At 61.4% G+C, this 22,261-nt stretch carries 23 protein-coding genes; 17 read left to right on the forward strand and 6 right to left on the reverse strand.

The features are described 5' to 3' along the window. Positions 1-88 precede the first annotated feature (88 nt). From folC to GTP23_RS04790, 5 genes are read left to right on the forward strand one after another with little or no spacing between them, the layout of a single operon-like run. Positions 89-1,411, forward strand: a complete 1,323-nt coding sequence (gene folC / locus GTP23_RS04770; protein WP_161034076.1) for a bifunctional tetrahydrofolate synthase/dihydrofolate synthase — start codon at positions 89-91, stop codon at positions 1,409-1,411. A 22-nt stretch (positions 1,412-1,433) separates the two neighbouring features. Then, positions 1,434-2,489: an SPOR domain-containing protein gene (locus tag GTP23_RS04775; RefSeq protein ID WP_161034077.1), complete on the forward strand. Its 1,056-nt coding sequence runs from the start codon at positions 1,434-1,436 to the stop codon at positions 2,487-2,489. A gap of 24 nt (positions 2,490-2,513) precedes the next feature. After that, entirely contained in the window at positions 2,514-3,002 is a 489-nt protein-coding gene (locus tag GTP23_RS04780; protein WP_161034078.1) for a CvpA family protein, read from the forward strand. A gap of 38 nt (positions 3,003-3,040) precedes the next feature. Next, positions 3,041-4,564 carry an amidophosphoribosyltransferase gene (purF, locus tag GTP23_RS04785; protein ID WP_161034079.1) on the forward strand — a complete coding sequence of 508 codons (1,524 nt, stop codon included), beginning with the start codon at positions 3,041-3,043 and terminating at the stop codon, positions 4,562-4,564. A gap of 50 nt (positions 4,565-4,614) precedes the next feature. Next, positions 4,615-5,859, forward strand: a complete 1,245-nt coding sequence (locus tag GTP23_RS04790; protein WP_161034080.1) for a cystathionine gamma-synthase family protein — start codon at positions 4,615-4,617, stop codon at positions 5,857-5,859. A 90-nt stretch (positions 5,860-5,949) separates the two neighbouring features. Here the strand turns inward: GTP23_RS04790 and lexA are convergent, their stop codons facing one another. After that, positions 5,950-6,588 (reverse strand): transcriptional repressor LexA, encoded by a 639-nt coding sequence (gene lexA / locus GTP23_RS04795; RefSeq protein WP_161034081.1) that lies wholly within the window; start codon positions 6,586-6,588, stop codon positions 5,950-5,952. Between the two features lie 222 nt (positions 6,589-6,810). On the opposite strand from lexA, the gene rpsF reads away from it, so the two are divergent. The 8 genes from rpsF to GTP23_RS04835 all read left to right on the forward strand — a co-directional run bounded on the left by rpsF (position 6,811) and on the right by GTP23_RS04835 (position 12,561). After that, positions 6,811-7,197, forward strand: coding sequence for a 30S ribosomal protein S6 (rpsF, locus tag GTP23_RS04800; protein WP_155433394.1), 387 nt, complete (start codon positions 6,811-6,813; stop codon positions 7,195-7,197). Between the two features lie 17 nt (positions 7,198-7,214). Then, on the forward strand, positions 7,215-7,520 hold the full coding sequence (gene priB, locus GTP23_RS04805; protein WP_155433395.1) for a primosomal replication protein N: 306 nt from the start codon (positions 7,215-7,217) through the stop codon (positions 7,518-7,520). A gap of 15 nt (positions 7,521-7,535) precedes the next feature. Next, a complete protein-coding gene (gene rpsR, locus GTP23_RS04810; protein WP_155433396.1) occupies positions 7,536-7,826 on the forward strand; it encodes a 30S ribosomal protein S18 in 291 nt (96 codons plus the stop codon). A 34-nt stretch (positions 7,827-7,860) separates the two neighbouring features. Continuing rightward, entirely contained in the window at positions 7,861-8,313 is a 453-nt protein-coding gene (rplI, locus tag GTP23_RS04815; protein WP_155433397.1) for a 50S ribosomal protein L9, read from the forward strand. Between the two features lie 122 nt (positions 8,314-8,435). Continuing rightward, positions 8,436-9,821 carry a replicative DNA helicase gene (locus GTP23_RS04820; RefSeq protein WP_161034082.1) on the forward strand — a complete coding sequence of 462 codons (1,386 nt, stop codon included), beginning with the start codon at positions 8,436-8,438 and terminating at the stop codon, positions 9,819-9,821. A gap of 63 nt (positions 9,822-9,884) precedes the next feature. Continuing rightward, complete coding sequence (locus tag GTP23_RS04825; protein ID WP_155433399.1) at positions 9,885-10,511, forward strand: DUF47 domain-containing protein; 627 nt, start codon at positions 9,885-9,887, stop codon at positions 10,509-10,511. Positions 10,512-10,541: 30 nt separating this feature from the next. After that, positions 10,542-11,552 carry an inorganic phosphate transporter gene (locus GTP23_RS04830; protein ID WP_161034083.1) on the forward strand — a complete coding sequence of 337 codons (1,011 nt, stop codon included), beginning with the start codon at positions 10,542-10,544 and terminating at the stop codon, positions 11,550-11,552. A 157-nt stretch (positions 11,553-11,709) separates the two neighbouring features. After that, positions 11,710-12,561, forward strand: a complete 852-nt coding sequence (locus GTP23_RS04835; protein ID WP_161034084.1) for a metallophosphoesterase — start codon at positions 11,710-11,712, stop codon at positions 12,559-12,561. 20 nt (positions 12,562-12,581) lie between these two features. Here GTP23_RS04835 and GTP23_RS04840 read toward each other — a convergent pair whose 3' ends face one another. Then, positions 12,582-13,478, reverse strand: coding sequence for an MBL fold metallo-hydrolase (locus GTP23_RS04840; RefSeq protein WP_161034085.1), 897 nt, complete (start codon positions 13,476-13,478; stop codon positions 12,582-12,584). Between the two features lie 274 nt (positions 13,479-13,752). Here GTP23_RS04840 and GTP23_RS04845 point away from each other — a divergent pair, with 274 nt between their 5' ends. The 3 genes from GTP23_RS04845 (at position 13,753) to GTP23_RS04855 (ending at position 18,218) form a co-directional block, all read left to right on the forward strand. Further along, positions 13,753-15,939, forward strand: coding sequence for a heavy metal translocating P-type ATPase (locus GTP23_RS04845; RefSeq protein ID WP_308494789.1), 2,187 nt, complete (start codon positions 13,753-13,755; stop codon positions 15,937-15,939). Then, complete coding sequence (cueR, locus tag GTP23_RS04850) at positions 15,936-16,322, forward strand: Cu(I)-responsive transcriptional regulator (protein WP_161034086.1); 387 nt, start codon at positions 15,936-15,938, stop codon at positions 16,320-16,322. The genes GTP23_RS04845 and cueR overlap by 4 nt, the downstream gene beginning before the upstream one ends. Positions 16,323-16,532: 210 nt before the next feature. Beyond that, positions 16,533-18,218: a S41 family peptidase gene (locus GTP23_RS04855; RefSeq protein WP_161034087.1), complete on the forward strand. Its 1,686-nt coding sequence runs from the start codon at positions 16,533-16,535 to the stop codon at positions 18,216-18,218. A 27-nt stretch (positions 18,219-18,245) separates the two neighbouring features. Here the strand turns inward: GTP23_RS04855 and GTP23_RS04860 are convergent, their stop codons facing one another. The 3 genes from GTP23_RS04860 to GTP23_RS04870 all read right to left on the reverse strand — a co-directional run bounded on the left by GTP23_RS04860 (position 18,246) and on the right by GTP23_RS04870 (position 19,664). Continuing rightward, entirely contained in the window at positions 18,246-19,010 is a 765-nt protein-coding gene (locus GTP23_RS04860) for a sulfite exporter TauE/SafE family protein (RefSeq protein ID WP_161034088.1), read from the reverse strand. A gap of 97 nt (positions 19,011-19,107) precedes the next feature. Further along, the gene (locus GTP23_RS04865; protein WP_161034089.1) at positions 19,108-19,308 is read right to left on the reverse strand and encodes a heavy-metal-associated domain-containing protein; all 201 of its coding nucleotides are present in this window, start codon (positions 19,306-19,308) and stop codon (positions 19,108-19,110) included. Positions 19,309-19,379: 71 nt separating this feature from the next. Then, the gene (locus GTP23_RS04870; RefSeq protein ID WP_161034090.1) at positions 19,380-19,664 is read right to left on the reverse strand and encodes a type II toxin-antitoxin system HicB family antitoxin; all 285 of its coding nucleotides are present in this window, start codon (positions 19,662-19,664) and stop codon (positions 19,380-19,382) included. A gap of 274 nt (positions 19,665-19,938) precedes the next feature. On the opposite strand from GTP23_RS04870, the gene GTP23_RS04875 reads away from it, so the two are divergent. Further along, positions 19,939-20,571, forward strand: a complete 633-nt coding sequence (locus GTP23_RS04875) for a CCXG family PEP-CTERM protein (RefSeq protein WP_161034091.1) — start codon at positions 19,939-19,941, stop codon at positions 20,569-20,571. A gap of 62 nt (positions 20,572-20,633) precedes the next feature. Here the strand turns inward: GTP23_RS04875 and GTP23_RS04880 are convergent, their stop codons facing one another. After that, positions 20,634-21,968 carry a carbohydrate porin gene (locus GTP23_RS04880; protein ID WP_161034092.1) on the reverse strand — a complete coding sequence of 445 codons (1,335 nt, stop codon included), beginning with the start codon at positions 21,966-21,968 and terminating at the stop codon, positions 20,634-20,636. Between the last annotated feature and the right edge of the window lie 293 nt (positions 21,969-22,261).

Here is a 22,261-nt window from a genome sequence, read left to right on the forward strand (position 1 = left end):
ATTCGCTGGCTTTGCCACGCGACGGCGCGCAATCCGGTATCATCCGGCCTGCGCGCCGTTTTACATTCTGAGTCACCATCCGATCACCATGCCTAGCTCCCAAACTACCCCTGTTTCGACCCCTGCCGCCACGCCTGATAACCTGCCTGACTGGCTAGCGCTGCTGGAGTCGCGCCACGCCGAAACCGTCATCAATATGGGGCTGGATCGCGTTCTGGCCGTCAAGGAACGCTTGCAGCTGCAATTCAGCTGCCCCGTGATCATGGTGGCCGGTACCAACGGCAAAGGTTCGACCTGTTCCATGCTGGAATCCGTGCTGCTGCGCGCCGGCTACAAGGTGGGCCTGTACATCAAGCCGCACTTCCTCGACTTTAACGAGCGTGCCCGCGTGAATGGCGATCTGGCCAGCGATGCGGCCCTGGTGGCAGCCTTCAATGCCGTCGAAGCCGTGCGCGGCGATACCCCGCTGACGTATTTCGAATTCACCACGCTGGCCATCATGCATCTGCTGGCTGGTTCTGGCATGGATGTGGTGATACTGGAAGTGGGGCTGGGCGGCCGTCTGGATGCCGTCAACATCGTCGATGCCGATGTGGCCATCGTCACCAGCGTCGATATCGACCATACGGATTATCTGGGCGATACGCGCGAAGCCATCGGTTTCGAGAAAGCCGGCATCTTCCGCGCCGGTAAGACGGCAATCTGCTCCGACCCCGTGCCGCCACAATCGCTGATCGACCATGCCAACGCGATTGGTGCCGATCTGTGGCTGATGGGGCGCGACTTCAACTATTCGGGCGACAAGCAGCAGTGGAACTACGGCGGCCGCAGCCAGCGCCGCAATGCGCTGGCCTATCCTAGCCTGCGCGGTGCCAACCAGATACTGAATGCCTGCGCTGCGCTGGCCGCGCTGGAAGCACTCAAGCTGGAATTGCCGGTGGGCGCGCAGGAAGTGCGCACGGGGCTGGTGACGGTAGAGCTGCCGGGCCGCTTCCAGGTGCTGCCGGGCCGCCCTAGCGTGATCCTCGATGTGGCGCACAATCCGCATGCGGCAGCCGCGCTCAACCAGAACCTCGGCAACATGGGCTACCACCCCTACACCTATGCCGTGTTCGGCTCCATGCAGGACAAGGATATCGAAGGCGTGATTGCCGCCATGTCGGAACACGTCGATCACTGGTGCCTGGCCACGCTGCCTACGCCACGCTCGGCCACGGCAGCCGAACTGGCGGCGAAAGTGCAGGCCGTGCAGCCGGAACGCGACGAACGCACCATCACCACCTTCGATGATCCGGGCTCGGCTTACGCAAATGCCATCAGCCGGGTCGGGGAGAATGATAGAATTGTGGTCTTTGGATCTTTCCTCACTGTCGCCGGTGTCATGGCGGCGCGAAAATCCGCTCTACACTGAACGCACAGGACTGAAATCACGCATGGGCTTGTTCTCGAAACTCGGTAAAAACAAGCAAGATACTGCTGGTCAGGATAGCGGCTACTACAGCAGCGCCGACGAGCAGACAATGACGGAGCGCGCCCGTTCCAAGCGCGCTTCGTCGGCCAATAGCAAGGGACGGGGCGGGCGCGAACGCGACGCGGACGATCCTATGCTGCCGGAAAAGAAACGCGCGCGCCGCCGTCTGGTGGGCGCCATTGCGCTGGCGCTGGGCGTGGCCATCGGCCTGCCCATGGTGCTCGATTCCGAGCCCAAGCCGCTGTCGTCCGATATAGAAATCAAGATTCCTCCCAAAGACCGCACCGATGCTGCCGGCATGACGCCGGTAGTGGCGCAGAGCGCTGCGCTCGATGCCAAAGAAGAAATAGTCGATCCGGGCAAGGCTGGCCGTGGTGCGCTGTCGCTCAAGGCCGACGCGACGATCTCCGCTCCTGCTGCGGCTGCAGAAGCTGCGCCAGCGGCCGGTACGCCCGCCAAGGTGGCGCCGGTGCGGGTCGAGAGTGCACAGGCCGAGCCGGAACTGCGCTCCGACTCGCGCGCCCGTTCCGAAGCTATTGTCCGCGCCCGTCAGGAGCGCGAAGCCAAGGCTGAAGCGCAAGCCCGTCAGGATGCCGATTACAAGCTGGAAGTGGAGCGCAAGATGGCCGAAGTGAAAGCGGCGGCCGATGCCAAAGCCCGTGCGGCAGCGGCCAAGCAGGCCGGCGAGAGCGCCAGGCCCGGTGGTGACGCCAAGGCAGCGGAAGATGCGCGTGCGCTGGCTATACTGGAAGGCAAACCTGCCGCCAAGCCGGCCGCAGCGGCTGCCGAAGGCAATCAGAAATTCGTGCTGCAGGTGGCCGCTCTGACCGACCACGACAAGGTGGAAGAACTGCGCGACAAGCTGAAAAAAGCCGGCATCAGTTCCTTCACCGAGAAAACCCCGTCCGGTGACCGCACCCGTGTGCGTGTGGGCCCGTTCAGCAACAAGGATGACGCGGAAAAAGTCCGCGCCAAGCTGAGTTCCATGGGCCTGAGCGGCCGCGTGGAAGCCCAGTAACGCTACGCTAACGGGCCACGCAGCGTGACGGTATTCGACTATCTGGTGCTGTTCGTGCTGGGCGCCTCGGTGGTGATCAGCCTGATGCGCGGACTGGTCAAGGAAGTGCTGTCGCTGGCCGGCTGGGTGCTGGCGTTTGTGGTGGCCAATGCCTACGCGGCGGCGCTGGGGCAGATGCTGCCGCCAGCCGTGCCCGGTGAAGTGCTGCGGCTGATACTGGCGTTTATCGCCCTGTTTATCGGCACCCGTATTCTGACCGGTTTGCTGGCCATGGCGCTCAGTGCCTTGCTGGAAGCCGGCGGCCTGAGCTGGGCGGATCGTCTGCTGGGCGTGGCGTTCGGATTGTTGCGCGGTCTGCTGATCGTGCTGACGGTAGTGATTTTGTGCGGCATGACGTCCATACCGCAGCAGCCTTTCTGGCGTGACGCGCGCTTGAGCCCGTATGCGGAAGCTCTCGCGCACCATGTCAAACCGCTGTTACCCGCTGCGCTCGCGCAGCATGTGAATTTTTGAAGTCTTTAAATCTGTAGTACCTGTCCAGGAGCAACATCATGTGTGGCATCGTCGGCGTCGTTTCCCATCAACCTGTCAATCAATTGCTGTATGACGCACTGCTGCTGTTGCAGCACCGCGGTCAGGATGCGGCGGGTATTGCGACCAATCACAGCAGCATGTTCGCCATGCACAAGGCCAATGGTCTGGTGCGTGACGTCTTCCGTACCCGTAATATGCGTACGCTGCAAGGTAACTCCGGTATCGGCCACTGCCGCTATCCTACCGCTGGCTCGTCGAGCGAAGAAGAAGCGCAACCGTTCTACGTCAATGCTCCGTACGGCATCACGCTGGCGCACAACGGCAACCTGACCAACTGGGAACAGCTGAAGCAGGACATGTTCAAGATCGACCGCCGCCACATCAACACGGATTCCGATTCGGAAGTGCTGCTGAACGTGCTGGCGCACGAAATCCAGAAAGCCACCACCGGCATCTCGATCGATGCGGACACCATCTTCCAGGCCGTGGCCGTGCTGCACCGCCGTGTGCGCGGCGGCTACGCTGCCGTGGCGCAGATCGCTGACGTGGGTCTGCTGGCCTTCCGTGATCCGTTCGGCATCCGTCCTCTGTGCCTGGGCAAGAACGAAACGGCGCAAGGCACCGAATACATGGTGGCTTCTGAATCGGTAGCACTGGAAGGCATGGGCTTCCGCTTCGTGCGCGATATCGCGCCGGGCGAAGCCGTGTTCATCGATCTGGAAATGAACGTGCACACGCGTCAGTGCGCCGACAATCCGACCCTGAACCCATGCGTGTTCGAGTTCGTGTATCTGGCCCGTCCCGATTCCGTGATCGACGGTGCTTCCGTCTACGCCACCCGTCTGAAGATGGGTGAATATCTGGCCGAGAAAATCAAGCGCGAATTCAAGGATGGCGAAATCGACGTGGTCATGCCGATTCCCGATTCCTCGCGTCCTGCCGCGATCCAGCTGGCACTGGCGCTGAACGTGGAATACCGCGAAGGCTTCATCAAGAACCGCTACATCGGCCGTACCTTCATCATGCCGGGTCAGGCCGCGCGGAAAAAATCCGTGCGCCAGAAGCTGAACGCGATCGCCAGCGAATTCAAGGACAAAGTCGTGCTGCTGGTGGATGACTCCATCGTGCGCGGCACCACCAGCCGCGAGATCGTGCAGATGGCCCGTGAAGCAGGCGCCAAGAAAGTCATCTTCGCATCGGCTGCGCCACCGGTGATCTACCCTAACGTGTACGGCATCGACATGCCTACCCGCGACGAGCTGATCGCCTACGGCCGCAGCAACGAAGAAGTGTGCCGCGAAATCACCGCCGATGCGCTGGTGTATCAGGACATCGACGCGCTGAAACGCGCCATCGCGGATGTGAATCCGGCGCTGCAGAATTTCGAAGCGTCGTGCTTCGATGGCGTCTACGTCACCGGCGATATTTCGAAAGACTATCTGGACAAGCTGGAATATGCGCGCCACAACCCCAAGGCCGGCAAGCCTGAGGATGCGGCACGTACCCAGCTGAATCTGAATCTCGCAGCCACGGAAGGCTGATGAATGCCCGGTGCAGTCTGCACCGGGTTTTTTTTTTTGAATCTGTACTCATGAACGACAAAAAGAATTACGGCTTTACCACCACCATCCTGCACAACGACCGCCGCAAAGGCATCGAGCACGGTTCTCTGCATAAACCAGTGCATACTTCGGTGGCCTTTGGCTACGCCGACGCGCGCCAGCTGGCTTCCGTGTTTCAGGGCAAGGAGCCGGGCTTCCGCTACGGCCGTCAGGGCAATCCGACTGTCTCGGCGCTGGAAGATAAAGTGAACCAGATGGAGCAGGGCGTCGGTACGCTGTGCTTCGCAACGGGCATGGGCGCCATCGGCGCCGTGTTCCAGGCGCTGCTGCGCGCCGGCGACCATGTGGTGTCGTCCTCCTTCCTGTTCGGGAATACCAACAGCCTGTGGCAGACCACCATGGCGCAGGGCGTGGCCGTATCGTTCGTCGATGCCACCAGCGTGGATGCTGTGGCGGCGGCCATCACCGAGCAGACCCGCATCGTCTTCGTCGAAACCATCGCCAATCCGCGCACCCAGATTGCCGATCTGGCCCGCATCGGTGAACTGTGCCGCGAACGCGGCATCCTGTACATCGTCGATAACACCATGACCACGCCGTATTTGTTCCTGCCGAAAGCCGTAGGCGCCGGTCTGGTGGTGAATGCGCTGACCAAGTCCATCGCCGGCCACGGTATGGCACTGGGCGGCAGCCTGACCGATACGGGCGCGTACGACTGGACCAAGTTCCCCAACATCTACGAGAACTACAAGAAGGCAGCGGCCAAGCAGTGGGGGCTGGCACAGATCCGCGCCAAAGGCTTGCGCGACTTCGGTGCTTCGCTGGCACCGGAAGCCGCGCACCACATCGCCGTGGGTGCGGAGACGCTGGCGCTGCGCATGGAGCGCACCTGCGCCAATGCGCTGGCACTGGCGCGCCTGCTGGAAGCAGATGAACGCGTCGCGGCGGTCTACTATCCGGGGCTGGCTTCGCACCCGCAGCACAAGCTGGCCGGTGAGCTGTTCCGCAGCTATGGTTCGCTGCTGAGCTTCGAACTGAAAGACGGCATCGACTGCTTCGATTTCCTGAATCGCTTGCAACTGGCGATTCCGGCTTCGAATCTGGGCGATACCCGTACCCTGATCATTCCGGTGGCGCATACCATCTTCTACGAGATGGGCGCCGAGCGCCGTGCTTCGATGGGCATCGCTGAATCGCTGATCCGCGTTTCGGTCGGCATCGAAGATACGGACGATCTGCTGGCGGATTTTGCCAGCGCGCTTAACGCCAGCTAAGCTGCCCATCAGCGACTAAATCGGGCATAAAAAAGGGGAGGTGGCACCAGCATGCCGGTGCCACCTCCCTTTTTTATTTGCGCCGCCGGCTTAGTGCCAGGTGCGCATCAGGCCGACGGCCAGACCTTCGAGCGCGAATTCGTCCGCTTCGGGATCGACCTTGATGATCTTGAAGTCAGGGTTTTCCGGCAGCAGTTCGATATTGCTGCCGGTCTTGCGGTAGCGCTTGACGGTGACTTCATTGCCGATGCGGGCCACCACGATCTGGCCGTTCTTGGCGCTATCGACTTTTTTCACGGCCAGCAAATCGCCATCCATGATGCCGGCGTCGCGCATCGACTCGCCGCGTACCTTGAGCAGGTAGTCCGGCTTGGAAGCGAACATGGCAGGATCGACGCTGTAGCTGGTTTCCAGATTTTCCTGCGCGAGGATGGGCGAACCGGCGGCCACGCGGCCGATCAGCGGCAGCGACATCATCAGCGCGGCCGGTACTTTCGGCATGGCTGCTTCGGCATGCGCGCCGATCAGGCGTATGCCGCGCGACGTGCCGGCAGCGATCTCGATGGCGCCCTTGCGCGCCAGTGCCTGCAAGTGTTCTTCCGCTGCATTGGCCGATTTGAAGCCCAGTTCCTGAGCGATTTCGGCGCGGGTGGGCGGGAAACCCGTGTTCTCGATGGCATCCTTGATCAGATTAAGAATCTGTTCCTGCCGTGCGGTGAGCTTGATCATAGAGGGCGTTTGGCCTGTGGATATAGACAGTCTGTATTTTTGTACAGTGTGGCGCGAAATGCAAGGGGATTTGTTGCTTTGAGCGAAATAAATTCATCTGGAGCAAGTTCATCCGGTGTGCTGGCTTTTTGTCATAAAAGCTGCTATAGTCGCGGGCTTACCTCTTCCCACACCTGTCTTGACGCCAGGGTGGGCATATTCACAGTCCTTAAGGGAGTTTGCATGCGTCACTATGAAATAGTATTTATCGTCCATCCGGACCAAAGCGAGCAAGTGCCTGCCATGATCGAACGTTACAAAGCATCCGTAACGAGCCGTGGCGGTAACGTACACCGTGTTGAAGATTGGGGCCGTCGTCAAATGGCTTACTCGATCCAGAAACTGGCGAAAGCGCACTACATCTGCATGAACATCGAATGCGACAACGAGACCCTGGTCGAGCTGGAAACCGCCTTCAAATTCAATGATGCCGTGCTGCGTCACCTGACCGTCAAGATGAAGAAAGCTGAAACCGCTCCTTCGCCTATGATGAAGTCGGTACAACGTGAAGATGCAGCGAAATCGCATCGCGCCGAAGCTCCTGCAGCCGCTGCTGCTCCTGCAGCCTAAGAGCTGAAGGAGGCGAACTGAATCAGCTCCAGTTCATTGCCCTGATCGCCGAACGGGAAGCCTTGCGCTACACCCCGGCCGGTATGCCGATCGTGAATGCTGTCCTTCAGCACCGGTCGCAGCAAGTCGAGGCAGGAATTGCGCGGGTGAGCGAGTTTGAAATAGCCGCAGTTGCTGCAGGCGAAATTTCAAACCGGTTTCATCAGGCGCCACTGGGAGGGCTGTATCAGTTCAGCGGTTTTCTGAACAAGAAGAACCGCAATAGCAAAAGCCTGGTGTTTCACATCATTGATTTTAGTGCTGTCCAAGACAGCTCAATTTAGATACAGGAGCCTAAAATGGCATTCGGTAAAAAGTTCGACAAAAACAAGCTCAAGCTGAAAGAAAAGCGTAAGCAACAAAACCCACTGTTCAAACGTAAGAAGTTCTGCCGCTTCACCGCTGCTGGCGTTGAACAAGTTGACTACAAAGACGTCGACACCCTGAAAGATTTCATCCAGGAAAACGGCAAAATCATGCCAGCACGTCTGACCGGCACCAAAGCGCTGTACCAGCGTCAAGTGGACACCGCGATCAAACGCGCTCGCTATCTGGCCCTGCTGCCTTACACCGATCTGCACAACGCTTAATTGCGGCGGCTAGATAAGATTCTGGAGAAGAACTATGCAAATCATTCTGTTGGAAAAAGTTGTCAACCTGGGCAACCTGGGTGAAGTCGTTAAAGTTAAAGACGGTTACGCACGTAACTTCCTGATCCCGCAAAAAATGGCACGCCGCGCTACCGCTGCTGCTGTGGCGGAATTCGAAGTAAAACGCGCTGAACTGGAAAAAGCTGCTGCCGCTAAACTGGCTGCTGCGCAAGCCCAAGGCGAAAAACTGAACGGCATGACCGTGACCGTATCGCAGAAAGCCGGCGTTGACGGCCGTCTGTTCGGTTCCGTCACCAACTTCGACATCGCTGAAGCGCTGACCAAAGCAGGTTTCCCTGTTGAGAAAGCTGCTGTGCGTATGCCTACCGGCCCTCTGAAGGCTGTTGGCGAGCACCCAGTGAGCGTGTCGCTGCACACCGACGTTCTGGTGGAAGTGACCGTTGCTGTCGTAGGCGAAGCTGCCTAAAAAACTGGAACAGACGGCAACGTCTGTCTAGTTTTGCAACATCTGTGTAAAAAAGCCGGGTTCGCCCGGCTTTTTTCTTGTCATGATTCTGTAGTACTGCACAAGCAGGTATAATTCGCGCCATGAACGCCCCCTCCGATCCGCAAGTCGATTCGCTACGCGTCCCGCCGCATTCCATCGAAGCAGAACAGTCCGTTATTGGCGGTCTGCTGCGCGATAATGCCGCGTTCGACCGCATTGCGGATATGATGCATCCGGAAGACTTCTATCGCTACGACCACCGCATCATCTTCGAGCAGATCGTCAAGATGATCAATGCGTCCAAGCCGGCCGACGTGATCACCGTGTTCGAAAACCTGACCCAGCTGGGCAAGGCGGAAGACGTGGGCGGTCTGGCCTACCTGAATGCGATGGCGCAGAATACCCCGTCGGCCGCGAATATCCGCCGCTATGCGGAAATCGTGCGCGACCGCAGCATTCTGCGCCAGCTGATTACCGTGGCCGACGAAATTTCCGGTCAGGCCTTCAGCCCGCAAGGCAAGGAAGTCAAACAGATGCTGGACGAGGCGGAATCGAAGATTTTCGCGATTGCCGAGCAGGGCGCCCGTGGCGCCGCCGGCTGGACTGCCGTGCAGCCTTTGCTGACTCAGGTGGTCGAGCGTATCGACGAGCTGTACTCGCGCGAAAACCAGTCGGAAATCACCGGCGTCCCCACCGGCTTTATCGATCTCGACCGCATGACGTCGGGTCTGCAGGCGGGCGATCTGGTGATTGTGGCCGGTCGTCCTTCCATGGGTAAAACGGCGTTCTCCGTCAACATCGGTGAAAACGTGGCGATCGAAGCGGGCCTGCCCGTGGCCGTGTTCTCGATGGAGATGGGCGGCGCCCAGCTGGCCATGCGTATGCTCGGTTCGGTCGGCCAGCTTGACCAGCACCGTCTGCGTACCGGCCGTCTGCTCGACGAAGACTGGCCACGCCTGACCCATGCTATCCAGAAGATGAACGACGCCCAGTTGTTCATCGACGAAACTCCGGCTTTGAATCCGATCGAGATGCGCGCCCGTGCGCGCCGGCTGTCGCGCCAGTGCGGCAAGCTCGGTCTGATCATCGTCGACTACCTGCAGCTGATGCAGGGCTCCACCCCGGGCGATAACCGGGCTTCGGAAATTTCCGAAATTTCGCGTAGCCTGAAAGGCTTGGCCAAAGAGTTGCAGTGCCCCGTGATTGCACTGTCGCAGCTGAACCGCTCGCTGGAGCAACGTCCCAATAAACGTCCCGTCATGTCCGACTTGCGCGAATCCGGCGCTATCGAGCAGGACGCGGACGTCATCATCTTCCTGTATCGCGACGAGGTCTACAACCCCGACTCGCCCGATAAGGGAACGGCCGAGATCATTATCGGTAAGCAGCGTAACGGCCCGATCGGCGCGGTACGTCTGACCTGGATCGGCCAGTACACCAAGTTTGGTAATTACGTCGGTAACCTGGCCCTGTATCAGGGTGATTAATCTTTACGTCGCCCCGTATCCCTGGGGCGACGATCTGCAGTACTTAATGAACGGAGAATACAAATGTTTGGACGTTTGATGCCCACCGAGGGCAAATTTTTTGACCTGTTTAACCAGCACGCCGACCTGTGCGTCAAAGGTGCAAAAGAGATGCTGGGCCTGATGTCCAATTTCGATGATCTGGAAAATCGCGTGCACGCGATCGAGAGCATCGAGAAGCAGGCTGACAAAATCACTTACGCAACGGTAGACCTGTTGCACAAGACTTTCATCACCCCTATCGACCGTGACGACATCCACAAGCTGGTCACCAAGATGGACGACATTCTGGACTTGCTGGAAGATGCGGCCCAGACCGTGTCGCTGTACGACCTGCATTCGGTCACGCCGGAAGCCAAGCGTCTGGCCGAACTGGTACTGGCCTGCTCGGAAAAAGTGCGCGATGCCGTAGCCCTGCTGCACAACATGGATAACTCGAAACAGATCGTCGCCATCTGCGAAGAGATCGACCGTCTGGAATCGGACGCCGACCATGTGATGCGCGCTGCCATGTCCAAGCTGTTCCGCGATGAACCGGACGTGCGCAACCTGATCAAGATGAAAGCGATCTACGAAATTCTGGAAACCGTGACTGACCGTTGCGAAGATGTGGCCAACATCATCGAAGGCATCATCGTCGAAAACGCATAACGCATAACAACTACAAAAGAATAGTCCAATATGCATACCCTACAAATCAGCATCTATGTGCTGGGCCTGCTGATTGCCCTGGCACTGGTGTTCGACTTTATGAACGGCTTCCATGATGCCGCCAATGCGATTGCCACCGTGGTGTCTACCGGCGTGCTGAAACCGCAGGCGGCCGTGGCCATGGCCGCGCTGTTCAACTTCACGGCGATCTTCGTGGTCGGCCTGCACGTGGCCGGCACGGTGGGCAAGGGCACCATCGATCCCGGCGTGGTCGACCAGTACGTCATCTTCGGCGCGCTGGTAGGCGCCATCGTGTGGAATCTGTTCACCTGGTACTACGGCATTCCTTCCTCGTCCTCGCACGCCCTGATCGGCGGTCTGGTGGGCGCGGCCGTGGCCAAGTCCGGCACCAGCGCGCTGGTCGGCGGCGGCCTGCTGAAAACCGTGCAATGGATCGTGCTGTCGCCGCTGATGGGCTTCGTATTCGGTTCCATCATCATGCTGGTGGTGTCGTGGATCTTCGTGCGTTCCACCCCGCGCCGGGTGGATAGCTGGTTCCGCCGCCTGCAGCTGGTGTCGGCCGCTTCCTACAGCCTCGGCCACGGCGGCAATGATGCGCAGAAGACCATCGGTATCATCTGGATGCTGCTGATCGCTGTCGGTCAGGTGCCTAGCAATGCGACCGAACCACCGCTGTGGGTGGTGGTAGCCTGCTACACGGCGATTTCGATCGGCACCCTGTTCGGTGGCTGGCGTATCGTCAAGACCATGGGCCAGAAAATCACCAAGCTCAAACCGGTAGGCGGCTTCTGTGCCGAAACGGGCGGCGCCATCACGCTGCTGATCGCCAGCCACTTCGGTGTACCGGTGTCGACCACCCATACCATCACCGGCGCCATCGTCGGTGTGGGCTCGTCGCAGAAGATGTCGGCCGTACGCTGGGGCGTAGCCGGTAACATCGTCTGGGCCTGGGTGTTCACCATTCCGGCATCGGCCTTCGTGGCTGCGCTGGCATGGTGGGTCGGTCAGCACATCATGTAATTGCCTGCCACCGGCGGCTGGCGGGGCCTGCTAGCGGGCGCCCGCTAGCGGTTCGTTGCCGCAACCGGTGGCAAGCTCTACACGCGGGCTAAGGCCCGCTGCGGTGTCGCCAGCTTTGCTCTATCATGGCTGCTGGCCGGCACCTGTCTCTTTTCCGATGTTCATCCCGCGAAGCAAACTCTACACTCGCCGCAAGCAGTTGCTGCAATCGTGCCGCCACGCGCTGCTGCTGGGCGGACTGGTGCGCCATGTCAGCTACCGGCTGGGCCTGCATGGCCGGCTGGGCGTGAGCACGCACCACGTCAGCCTGCCACCGCGGCAGCGGCTGGCGCGGCCGCTGAAAATCGCCTTTGCCTCCGACCTGCATGCGGGGCCATCCACTCATCCGGCTATCTTCGAACAGCTGTTTGCCCGTTTGCAGCAGGAGCAGCCTGATCTGCTGCTGCTGGGCGGCGACTATGTGGCCGGCCCGGCCCATCACGCAGCCCAGCTGTGCGCAGGACTGGCGGCCTGCCAGCCGCCGCTGGGCAAGTTCGGTGTGTTCGGCAACCACGATCTGGCCACTGATGACGGTCACATCGGCGCGATGTTTGCGGCGGCCGGCGTGCAGATGCTGGTCAACCGTGCCGTCGGGCTGGCGGCGCCGTTCCAGCAGGTGTCCGTGTGCGGCATGGATGATCCGTGGACGGGCGAGCCGAATCCCCGTATGACCTTCGCCCGTGCCGGTGCAGTGCGGATTTTTCTGGTCCATGCGCCGGATGGCTTGCTGACCCTGTCGGGCCAGCGCTACCACATCGCTTTTGCCGGCCATACCCATGGCGGACAGATCGCGCGCCGCAATGGCCGGCCGCTGGTGTGGCCCAAGGGGCCGCTGTCGCGCAAGCTCTACCATGGCCGCTATGCGGTGGCCGGCAACGGCGATCTGATCGTCACGCGCGGCGTGGGCTGCAGCACCATCCCCGTGCGCCTGAATGCCGATCCGGAACTGGTGATCTGTACCCTGCAATAGAGGGCGAGGGCGGCCCTGCCTCAGCGCAGTTCGACCGTCATGCCTTCGTAGGCGAGGAAGACTTTCAGTTCGCCCAGCTGGTCGGCGTAGCGGCCCATGACTTCGGCAAACACGGCTTCCAGTTCATCGTCGCTGCGGGTCGGTTCGTGGTGGGTGCAGTACAGCGCCTTGACGCCGCAGCGCAGCGCCATGGCCAGCGCCGTATCGAAGGTGCCGTGGCCCCAGCCCTGTTTGGCCGGATATTCTTCCCGCGTGTAGGAGCAGTCGGCAATCAGCGCATCGACGCCCTGCACCATGGCATCGATGGCGGCATTGCGCTCGGCCATCCAGTGCGCATAGGCCGCATGTTCGCTATGTTCGGCCGGATAGATGTTGTAGAGCGGTTCATGGTCGCCCGTAAAGAACAGCGACTTGCCGCCCGACTCGATGCGGTAACCCAGATCCGTGGCCGGATGGTTCATCACCACATTGCGCACCACGGCATCGCCCAGCGTGTAAGGCTGTGCGACGGCCAGGTTCTGGTATTCGATGGTGGCATCCATCTGGGTTTCGCTGACGGGGAAATAACTATTTTGCAATTGCACGCCCATCACGTGTTCGATGCCATTGCCGGTGTCGGGATCGATGGCGCCATGCAGGCGGACCCGGCTATCCTTGACGAACAGCGGGGTGAAGAAGGGCAGGCCGTGGATGTGGTCCCAGTGACTGTGGGTAATGAAAATATTCGCGTGGATGGCGCCGGTTTTGTTCTGCAGCAGCGCCTGGGCCAGCGGGAAGATGCCGGTGCCGCCATCGAGGATGAGCAGGGTGTTGTTGTCGCTGCGCACTTCGATGCAGGTAGTGTTGCCGCCGTAGCGCGCGGTGCGCGGCCCCGGCGAGGGGATGGAACCCCGCACTCCCCAGAAGGTAAATTTCATGTGTTCTTCCCTGTTTTTTTTTACTGATCGCTGCGGGCGATGATAGCTTTTTTTTTCGATAACAGGGAAAAAGTGACAACGATAACGACTAATTTGTGACGCCAGCCCATTCTTTCTATACACCGGCTTGCACCTAGATGCATTCTTGATAGTGAGCGCATCGCGGGTACGTTATTTCTTCGTCGCATTGCATCATGTCGCACCAGAGCACGCTTGACCTTCCCATCGTGGGATACTCGATGCTATGGTTACCGAGTTGTCCCACGAGATCATCATGCCTGCTACCTCTACTCCAGCGCACACCCTGTCTTTCAAAGTGGAGGGCATGACCTGCGCCTCCTGCTCCGGCCGCGTCGAGCGGCTGCTGGCTGCCATGCCCGACGTGGCCACGGCCAGCGTCAATCTGGCCACGGAAACGGCGCGCGTCAGCTCGCTCAAGCCGCTGGCCTTCGAAGCCTTCGCGCAAGCTATCGAGCAGGCCGGCTATCACGCCGTCGCACCGGCAGCGCCGCCCCATAAAGCGCCCCTGCTGGCGACGGGCGGTGGCACGGCCGTGCTGCTGGCCGCGGTGTTTTCGCTGCCGCTGCTGTTGCCCATGTTGCTGGAACTGGCGGGGCTGCACTGGATGCTCGATGGCCGCCTGCAATGGCTGCTGGCTACGCCCGTGCAGTTCTGGCTAGGGGCGCGCTTCTACCGCGCCGGCTGGGCCGCAGTGAAAGACCGCAGCGGCAATATGGATCTGCTGGTGGCGCTGGGCACCAGCGCTGCCTATGGTCTGAGCGTGTACCAGCTGCTGGCTGCGCAGAGCGCCATGCCGCATCTGTACTTCGAAGCGTCGGCCGTGGTGATTACCCTGATTTTGCTGGGCAAATGGCTGGAAGCGCGGGCCAAGCGCCAGACCACTTCGGCCATCCGTGCCCTGCAGGCGCTGCGGCCCGAAACGGCACGGGTGCAGCGTGGCGGACAGGAAGTGGAACTGGCCATCGATGCGGTGCAGGTGGGTGATCTGGTGGTGGTGCGGCCGGGCGAACGCATCGCGGTTGACGGCATCGTGCAGCAGGGCGCCAGCCACGTGGATGAGGCGCTGATCACGGGCGAAAGCCTGCCGGTGGCGCGTGCCGTGGGCCAGCGCGTGACGGGCGGCGCCATCAACGGCGAAGGCTTGCTGCTGGTGCAGGTGACGGCGGTCGGCGCCCAGAGCACGCTGGCGCGCATCATCGCGCTGGTGGAGGATGCGCAAGGTGCCAAAGCCCCCGTACAGCGGCTGGTGGACCGCATCAGCGCCATCTTCGTGCCCGTAGTGCTGCTGCTGGCGCTGCTCACGCTGGCCGGCTGGCTGCTGGCCGGCGCCGGACTCGAACATGCGCTGATCAATGCGGTGGCCGTGCTGGTGATAGCCTGCCCGTGCGCACTGGGGCTGGCCACGCCGGCCGCCATCATGGCCGGCACAGGCGTGGCGGCGCGTTATGGCATCCTGATCAAGGATGCCACGGCGCTCGAACTGGCGCACCGCATCAGCAGCGTGGCGTTCGACAAGACCGGCACGCTGACGGAAGGCAAGCCGGCCCTGCTGGCCCTGCATGCGCTCGATCAGGATCAGGACGGCCTGCTGCGTGCGGCCGCCGCCATCCAGCGCGGCAGCGAACATGCGCTGGCCCGCGCCGTGCTCGATGCCGCTGCCGCGCGGGGGCTGGAAGCCACGCTGGTGGCGAGCGAACTGTCGGCCCTGCCGGGGCGCGGGGTGGCTGCCACTGTGGCGGGCCAGCGCCTGCTGCTGGGCAGTAGCAGGCTGATGAGCGAGCAGGGCGTGTCTATCGAGCCGCTGCAGGCGGAAGCGGAAGCGCATGCGCGTGCAGGCCGCACCATCGCCTGGCTGGCCAGTGTGGCGCCGGCGCCGCAGTTGCTGGGCCTGCTGGCCTTCGGCGACCGCATCAAGCCGCAGGCGCAGGCTGCGTTGCAGGCCCTGCATGCGCTGCAGGTCGAAACTATTTTGCTGACGGGCGACAATCAGGGCAGCGCCGACGCAGTCGGGCGCGAACTGGGGCTGACGCGGGTCATCGCCAACATGCTGCCCGGTGATAAGGCGGCGGCCATCACGGCCTTGCAGCAGCCGGGCGCCTGCATCGCCATGGTCGGCGACGGCATCAATGACGCGCCGGCGCTGGCGGCGGCCGATGTGGGCATCGCCATGGGCAGCGGCACGGACGTGGCCATGCATGCAGCCGGCATTACCCTGATGCGCGGCGATCCGGCGCTGGTGGCAGCCGCCATCAGCATATCGCGCCTGACTTACCGCAAGATCCGGCAGAATCTGTTCTGGGCATTTATCTACAATCTGGTGGGCATACCGCTGGCCGCATTCGGCTTGCTCAACCCCATGGTGGCCGGGGCAGCGATGGCACTCAGTTCCGTGAGTGTGATCAGCAATGCCCTGTTGCTGCGCCGCTGGAGACCCGCATGAATATCGGACAGGCCGCTGCCGCTACCGGCGTCAGCGCAAAAATGATACGCCATTACGAGAGCATCGCCCTGATCCCGGCGGGCAAACGCAGCGCGGCCGGCTACCGCATCTATGCCGACAGCGATCTGCATGCGCTGCGCTTCATCAAGCGTGGCCGCAGCATGGGTTTTTCGCTCGAGCAGATACGCGAGCTGCTATCGCTGTGGCAGGACCCCAGCCGCGCCAGCGCCGACGTGAAACGCATCGCGCTCGGCCATGTGGCGGAACTCAATCAGCGCATTGCCGAGCTGACCGAGATGCGCGACAGCCTGCAGCAGCTGGCCGGCTGCTGCCATGGCGACCAGCGCCCGGAATGCGCCATTCTGCAGTCACTGGCTGACTAGGCCGGACGGCCGGTGTGCCGGCCAGCGTGAGATTTTTGCGCGGCGGTGACAAACAGTGAGCTTTGCTGGTCGCACCAATGTTATCCTAAAGTCAATGTTGCTGCGAGTACCTGCGGCTGAACGGGCGCAGGCATCTGCGCCGGCAACCTGACGATAGCGAGAACTATGCGAACCATGATATTCCAGCTGTTGCTGGTCGGGCTGTGTGCAATGCAAACAGTCCGGGCCCAGGAGCCGCCCGTCCTTGCTCCGGCGCAGGCTGAACTGAAGCGCGCTCCGGCCATGGCGCTGACCCAGCTCAGTTCGACGCAGATAGAGAATCTTGCGGTCACGGGCAAGGTCTGGGGCTTTTTGAAGTATCACCATCCTGCCGTCACCAGTGGCCAGCAGCAGTGGGACCAGGCATTGCTGGACATTTTGCCGTCAGTGCTGGCGGCGCCCGACCGCGCCAGCGCAGACCATGTGCTGCATGGCTGGATCAGCCGCCTGGGCCCGGTGCCGGCGTGTCAGGATTGCGCCACGCTGGAGCCGGCACAGTACCAGCTCCTGCCCAGTCTGGCATGGCTAGAGGATGGCCAGCTGCTGAGTGCCGGGCTGCGCGATGATTTGCAGGCCGTCTACCGTAACCGCGCGCGTCACGCCAGGCAGTTTTATGTGACGCTGACGCCCTTGGTCGGCAATCCGGTATTCGCGCAGGAAGCCGCTTATGCGGACCTGAAGTTTCCCGATAGCGGCTACCAGCTGCTGGCCCTGTTCCGGTTCTGGAATGTGATCGAATACTGGGCGCCTTACCGCGATCAGGTCGGCGCCGACTGGGATCAGGTCTTGCGTGCATCGATAGCGCCGCTGGCGCTGGCACCCGATCGTAACCGCTATGAACTGGCGCTGATGGCTGTGATCGCTCAGGTTCATGACAGCCACAGTAATTTGTCGAGTTCGCTGCACCTGCGCCCACCTGTGGGCGCCTGCGCCTTGCCCGTGCGGCTGCGCTTTGTGCAGGGCCAGGCTGTGGTCAGCGGCTACACCAGCGCGGCAGAAGGCATGGCCAGTGGCCTGCAGCGCGGCGATATTCTGACCGAGCTCGATGGCGTACCGCTGGCGCAGTTGCTGGTTACGCTGCAACCCTATTATGCCGCGTCGAATCAGGCGGCGCGTCTGCGCGACGTCGCTGCCGGCCTGACCCGGGGCGAGTGTGGCAGTGCGCAGCTGGCGATCCGGCGCGAAGGCACCTTGCGCCAGCTGGCCGTGGCACGTATCCCGGAAAGCGGCCCAAGTAGCAAGGTCACGCACGACAAACCGGGCGACACCTTCCAGCTGATTAACGACAAGATCGCCTACATCAAGCTATCCTCGATCCAGCGCAGCGATGTGCCGGCCTATATGGAGCGTGCCGCGCACACCAAGGGGCTGATCATCGATATCCGCAACTATCCCTCGGACTTTGTGCCGTTTGCGCTGGGCCAGTATCTGGTCGAACAGCCCACTCCGTTTGTGCGCTTCACCATCGCCGATCTGGCCAATCCGGGCGGATTCAAGTGGAGCCAGCAGCTGATGCTCCAGCCGCAAGCCCCCCATTACGGGGGCAAGGTGGTGATTCTGGTCGATGAGCGCTCGCAAAGCCAGTCCGAATATACGGCGATGGCTTTGCGTGCGAGTCCCCGCGCGCTGGTGCTGGGCAGTATGACGGCGGGGGCGGATGGGAATGTGTCGGCGCTGGTCTTGCCCGGCGGCTTAAAAACCATGATCAGTGGTATCGGCGTGTTTTATCCCGACAAACGGCCTACCCAGCGTATCGGCATCGTGCCCGATATCGTGGTCAGCCCGACGGTCGCGGGCTTGCGCGACCAGCGCGACGAGGTGCTGGAAGCCGCCATCCGGCTTATCGAGCGCGAGTGAGGCCGGCCCGCTAGACTGGCCGCTAGCTCAGGCGCGCATGAACATCCATACGGTCAGGCTGGCACCGACCAGCACCACAAAGGCGCGCATGACTTTTTCCGGCAGGCGGTGGATCAGCCAGCCGCCGACAAAGCCGCCGGCGATGCCGCCCGCGCACAGCGCCAGCGCGGCTGGCCAGCTGATCAGCGAGGAGCTGGCGAAGATGGCTGCGGCGGCCGCATTCATGGCCATGGCCAGCACATTCTTGGTGGCAGCTGCGGCACGCACCTGCTGGCCGGCGATGGTCAGCGCGGCCAGCATCAGGAAACCGATGCCGCCGCCGAAATAGCCGCCATACACCGCGATGCAGCTCTGCACCAGAATCAGGGTCCAGCGCGGCATGCTGCTGGCCGCGTGCAGCGGTTTTTTGCGGAAGCTGCCCCAGGCGAATACGCTGGTGGCAAACAGCACCAGCCAGGGCACCAGCCGGGCAAAGAACGAGGGCGGAGTGTTGAGCAGCAGGATGGCGCCGAACAGGCCGCCGATGGCGCTGATGATCAGCATCTGGCGGAACGTCAGCGGGCCCACATCGGCCACCAGTTTGCGCCCCGTATAGCCGGAAGTGATCTGGCTGGGGAACAGGGCAATGGTGGAAGTCATATTCGCTGCCAGCGGGTTCAGGCCGGCCAGCAGCAGGGCAGGGAAGGTGATGAAGGAGCCGCCACCGGCAAGGGCGTTCTGTACGCCGGCCAGAAAACCGGCCGTGGCAACCATCAGTATCAGGGGGAGATCAAGAGCAGGTACGGGAGGCATGAGTGGGCACCCGGCAGGCGGGTTGCAACGGTTAAAGTGGAATTGTGACCGTTGATTATAACCGCGCCTGCCTGAGCCCGTGCCGGGCCGGTTGCTACTAGCTGGCGGCGCTGACGGGGTAGCCGGCCTGCACGATGGCAGCCGTCAGGGCCGGCAGCGCCGTGCTGCTGTCGATGCGGACTTGTTTGCTGGCCAGATCGATCTCGACGCGGGCTGCGGCATCGACGGCCTGTACGGCTTTGGTGACAGCACCCACGCAGTGGCTGCAGCTCATATTTTCTACCTGTAATTGATACATCGTAATTCTCCGTTAGCGGTGACGATGATCATACTGTAGCCCTTACCACGGTGGGAAGGGCAAGCAGTGTTTCAGGTTTCCGGTGGATCGTCGAGTTTGGACAGGTCGAGGCAGACCAGCGCCCAGATGCCGCCCGCGTAATCGGGCTGGCTGGACAGACGTTCCACTTCCGAGGGTTTGATTTCGAAGGCTTTGCCCTGTTCGACTAGCTGGCCGACGTGGCCGTAGATGGCTTTGGTGGCATTGCTCATGGCTTTGCCCAAGGTTTCGCCGCTGGTAACGCAGCCGGGGATGTCGGGCACGGTCACGCCGTAGCGGCTGCCGTCGCGCTTGCGGATCAGGATAGGGATGTCCATGGTCTCACCTCAGCTCGGTCCGTAGGGCAGGGAATACAGGGCCTGGCAGTCTAGTGTCATACAGCTTGCGAGCGGTTTCAAGCACTTTCGGTGTCGGCTCCAGGTCAGATAAGTTAAAAATTTATCCTTGACAATAATTATTTCCCAAGATAACATTCATTTAATTCTCTTGGGAATATATTATTACTTTAGAGAAAGTGATGCGCTAGGTTTCTTGTGGTAACTAATGCTGGCGAATCCAAGCTGAAACGACAACTCATAAAACAGGGATACCATGAAAAACTTCAAATTCGCCGCTCTGGCACTGGCTCTCGCCGCTATCGGTAGCGCCAACGCAGCCGTCATCACTTTCCAGACCGGTACTTCCACCGCCGGTATTCAAAGCACGGCGCAGGCCTATGCCGATATAGTCAATGCCGCAGTTTCCGCCCCGGGTGCCCATTCGCTAGTGTTGTCCTCGTACGACAACGTCTCGAACAACGGCATTTTCCACGCCGGCACCAGCAATATCGCTTTCAAATCGACCATCGATTTCGGCCTGACCAGCGCTGGCACCTATTCGTTCCGCGCCGGTGTGGACTTCGGTAACGGTGGTGCCGTCTTCCTCGACGGTCAAGTGGTGGACATCAAGAAGAACGATATGTGGTGGGGCGGTAGCTACAGCAACAGCAGCCAGTTCTTCCAGGTGTCCGGTGCCGCCCTGTCGGCTGGCAACCACACCCTGACCATCTATGGCCTGGAAGGTTGCTGCGACGGTAACCAGCAGGTGCAGTTCGCCAAAGCTGGCGACGCTTACCAGAGCTTCAGCGTGAATACGCTGGCACCGGTACCAGAGCCAGAAACCTATGCCATGCTGCTCGGTGGTCTGGCCATGCTGGGCGTCGTCGCCCGTCGTCGCCGCGCTTAAGCCTGCATTGCACTGTCTGTAAAAAACCTGCCAGCATCACGCTGGCAGGTTTTTTTTATGCCTCAGAATTCCGTATGCAGACGTAGGGAAGCGATATCGACGGGCCCGCGTGCGGCATTGTAGGCCGGATGACGGATGCGCTGCCAGTCCAGCGTGAGCGCCAGCGACTTGTTCAGGGCCAGGTTGTAATAGGCTTCCACGGCCTGTTCCTGCCGGTATTGCAGGGCGCCGTCGCCGATGAAGAAGCTGATGCCGCCTGCGGCCAGATAGGCCCGGCGCGCACCGGACAGGCCATTGCTGGCCACGGCTACGCCTATGCTGTCCTGAGCCCGCTGCCATGCCGTGCCGCGCAGCACGGCGCCGGCCGTCAGCGATTGATCGATTTCCGTGAAAGCATAGGTTTCAGTCTGGCCGTCGGCCTTGCTGTAGCGGCCGAACAGACCCAGATCCGCGCCGACGGCCTGCTCGACACTGATGCCCAGTCCCCGCTTGTGCTGGTCGCCATGGCGTACCAGCCCGATTTCCGGCGTGCTGCCCGTGCGGCTGGCCAGCTGCGTGGCATCTTCAAAACGCGCCATGCGCAGATGGCTGTTAAAGGCCAGCACGCGGACACGGCCGGGCTGGCCCGCCAGCGTGTGCGCATGTTCGAGTTCGATCTGGTCGCCATAGTGCTGCCAGATTTTCGGATCTAGCGCTTGCTGGTTGGGCTGGCGCGGCTCGATAAAGCGGCCCGCACGCAGCACCCAGTTGTCGAAATAGCGTTCCAGCGTGGCGCCCCAGGTATAGCCGCGCGCATCGGCCGCATAGTCGTAGGCACCATAAGTCATCAGCGACCAGTTGAGGAACTGGGTGCGCGGATCATGGGCATAGCTATTCGGATCGAACACATCGAGCACGCTCAGATTGCCGGCCGTGAGTACCCAGCGGCGCCGGCTTTGCGTGCCGGCCAGCTGGTTGGCGGCCGATTCCAGCGCTTCCGTCTCGCCGTCCTGCTGCCAGCTCTGGCGCAGGAACAAGCGGGCGCGGTACAGCTTGAGGTTGCTGCCGGAAGCGCGCCCCATGTCGCCATTGCTGAAGCCGCCCAGCCCCGTCAGGCCGGACAGGGGGATGCCCTGGGCCGCCTCCGGATTGACATACAGTTCGCCGCCCTGCCAGGGGCGCCAGCCCAGTGCCAGCGTGGTGGTCCATGAGTAGCTGAGTTCGCGGCTGGTGCTCAGGCTGTTGGTGCCGGAATAGGCGGCCGCAAACGCGTGCTTGTTCTGCCAGGTATACGTGGATTGCAGGTGGGCATTCCAGTCTTCCGCTGTGCTTGCTTCGTCGGCATAGGCATAGCCGGTCAGCAGGGGCAGCACAGCGCAGCCAGTGAAAAATTTGGAACGAGAAAAGATACGACGCATACAGACTCCCGGTTCCCGCGCCGGTGGCGCAGGAGCGTGCCTGTGCCGCAGCGGCGACAGGCGAATTGAAATGATGGGGAAGCGTGGGCCGGATCAGCAGATCCGGCAGGTGCACTACCCGCCAGACAGGCATGGTAGCGGCACGATATGTCGTGCGGATTACCTTGCCTGTGACATGTCGAAAAATCGACGACTATAACTGTCCACAGGAATGACTCCGAAGTTGGGATGGCGCGATTATAGCTAAAAATAAACTAGCCCGCCGGCAGCAAGCTGCGGGCGGGCTAGTGGGC

Source organism: Duganella fentianensis (genome assembly GCF_009857835.1).
GTDB classification, from domain to species: domain Bacteria; phylum Pseudomonadota; class Gammaproteobacteria; order Burkholderiales; family Burkholderiaceae_D; genus Rugamonas; species Rugamonas fentianensis.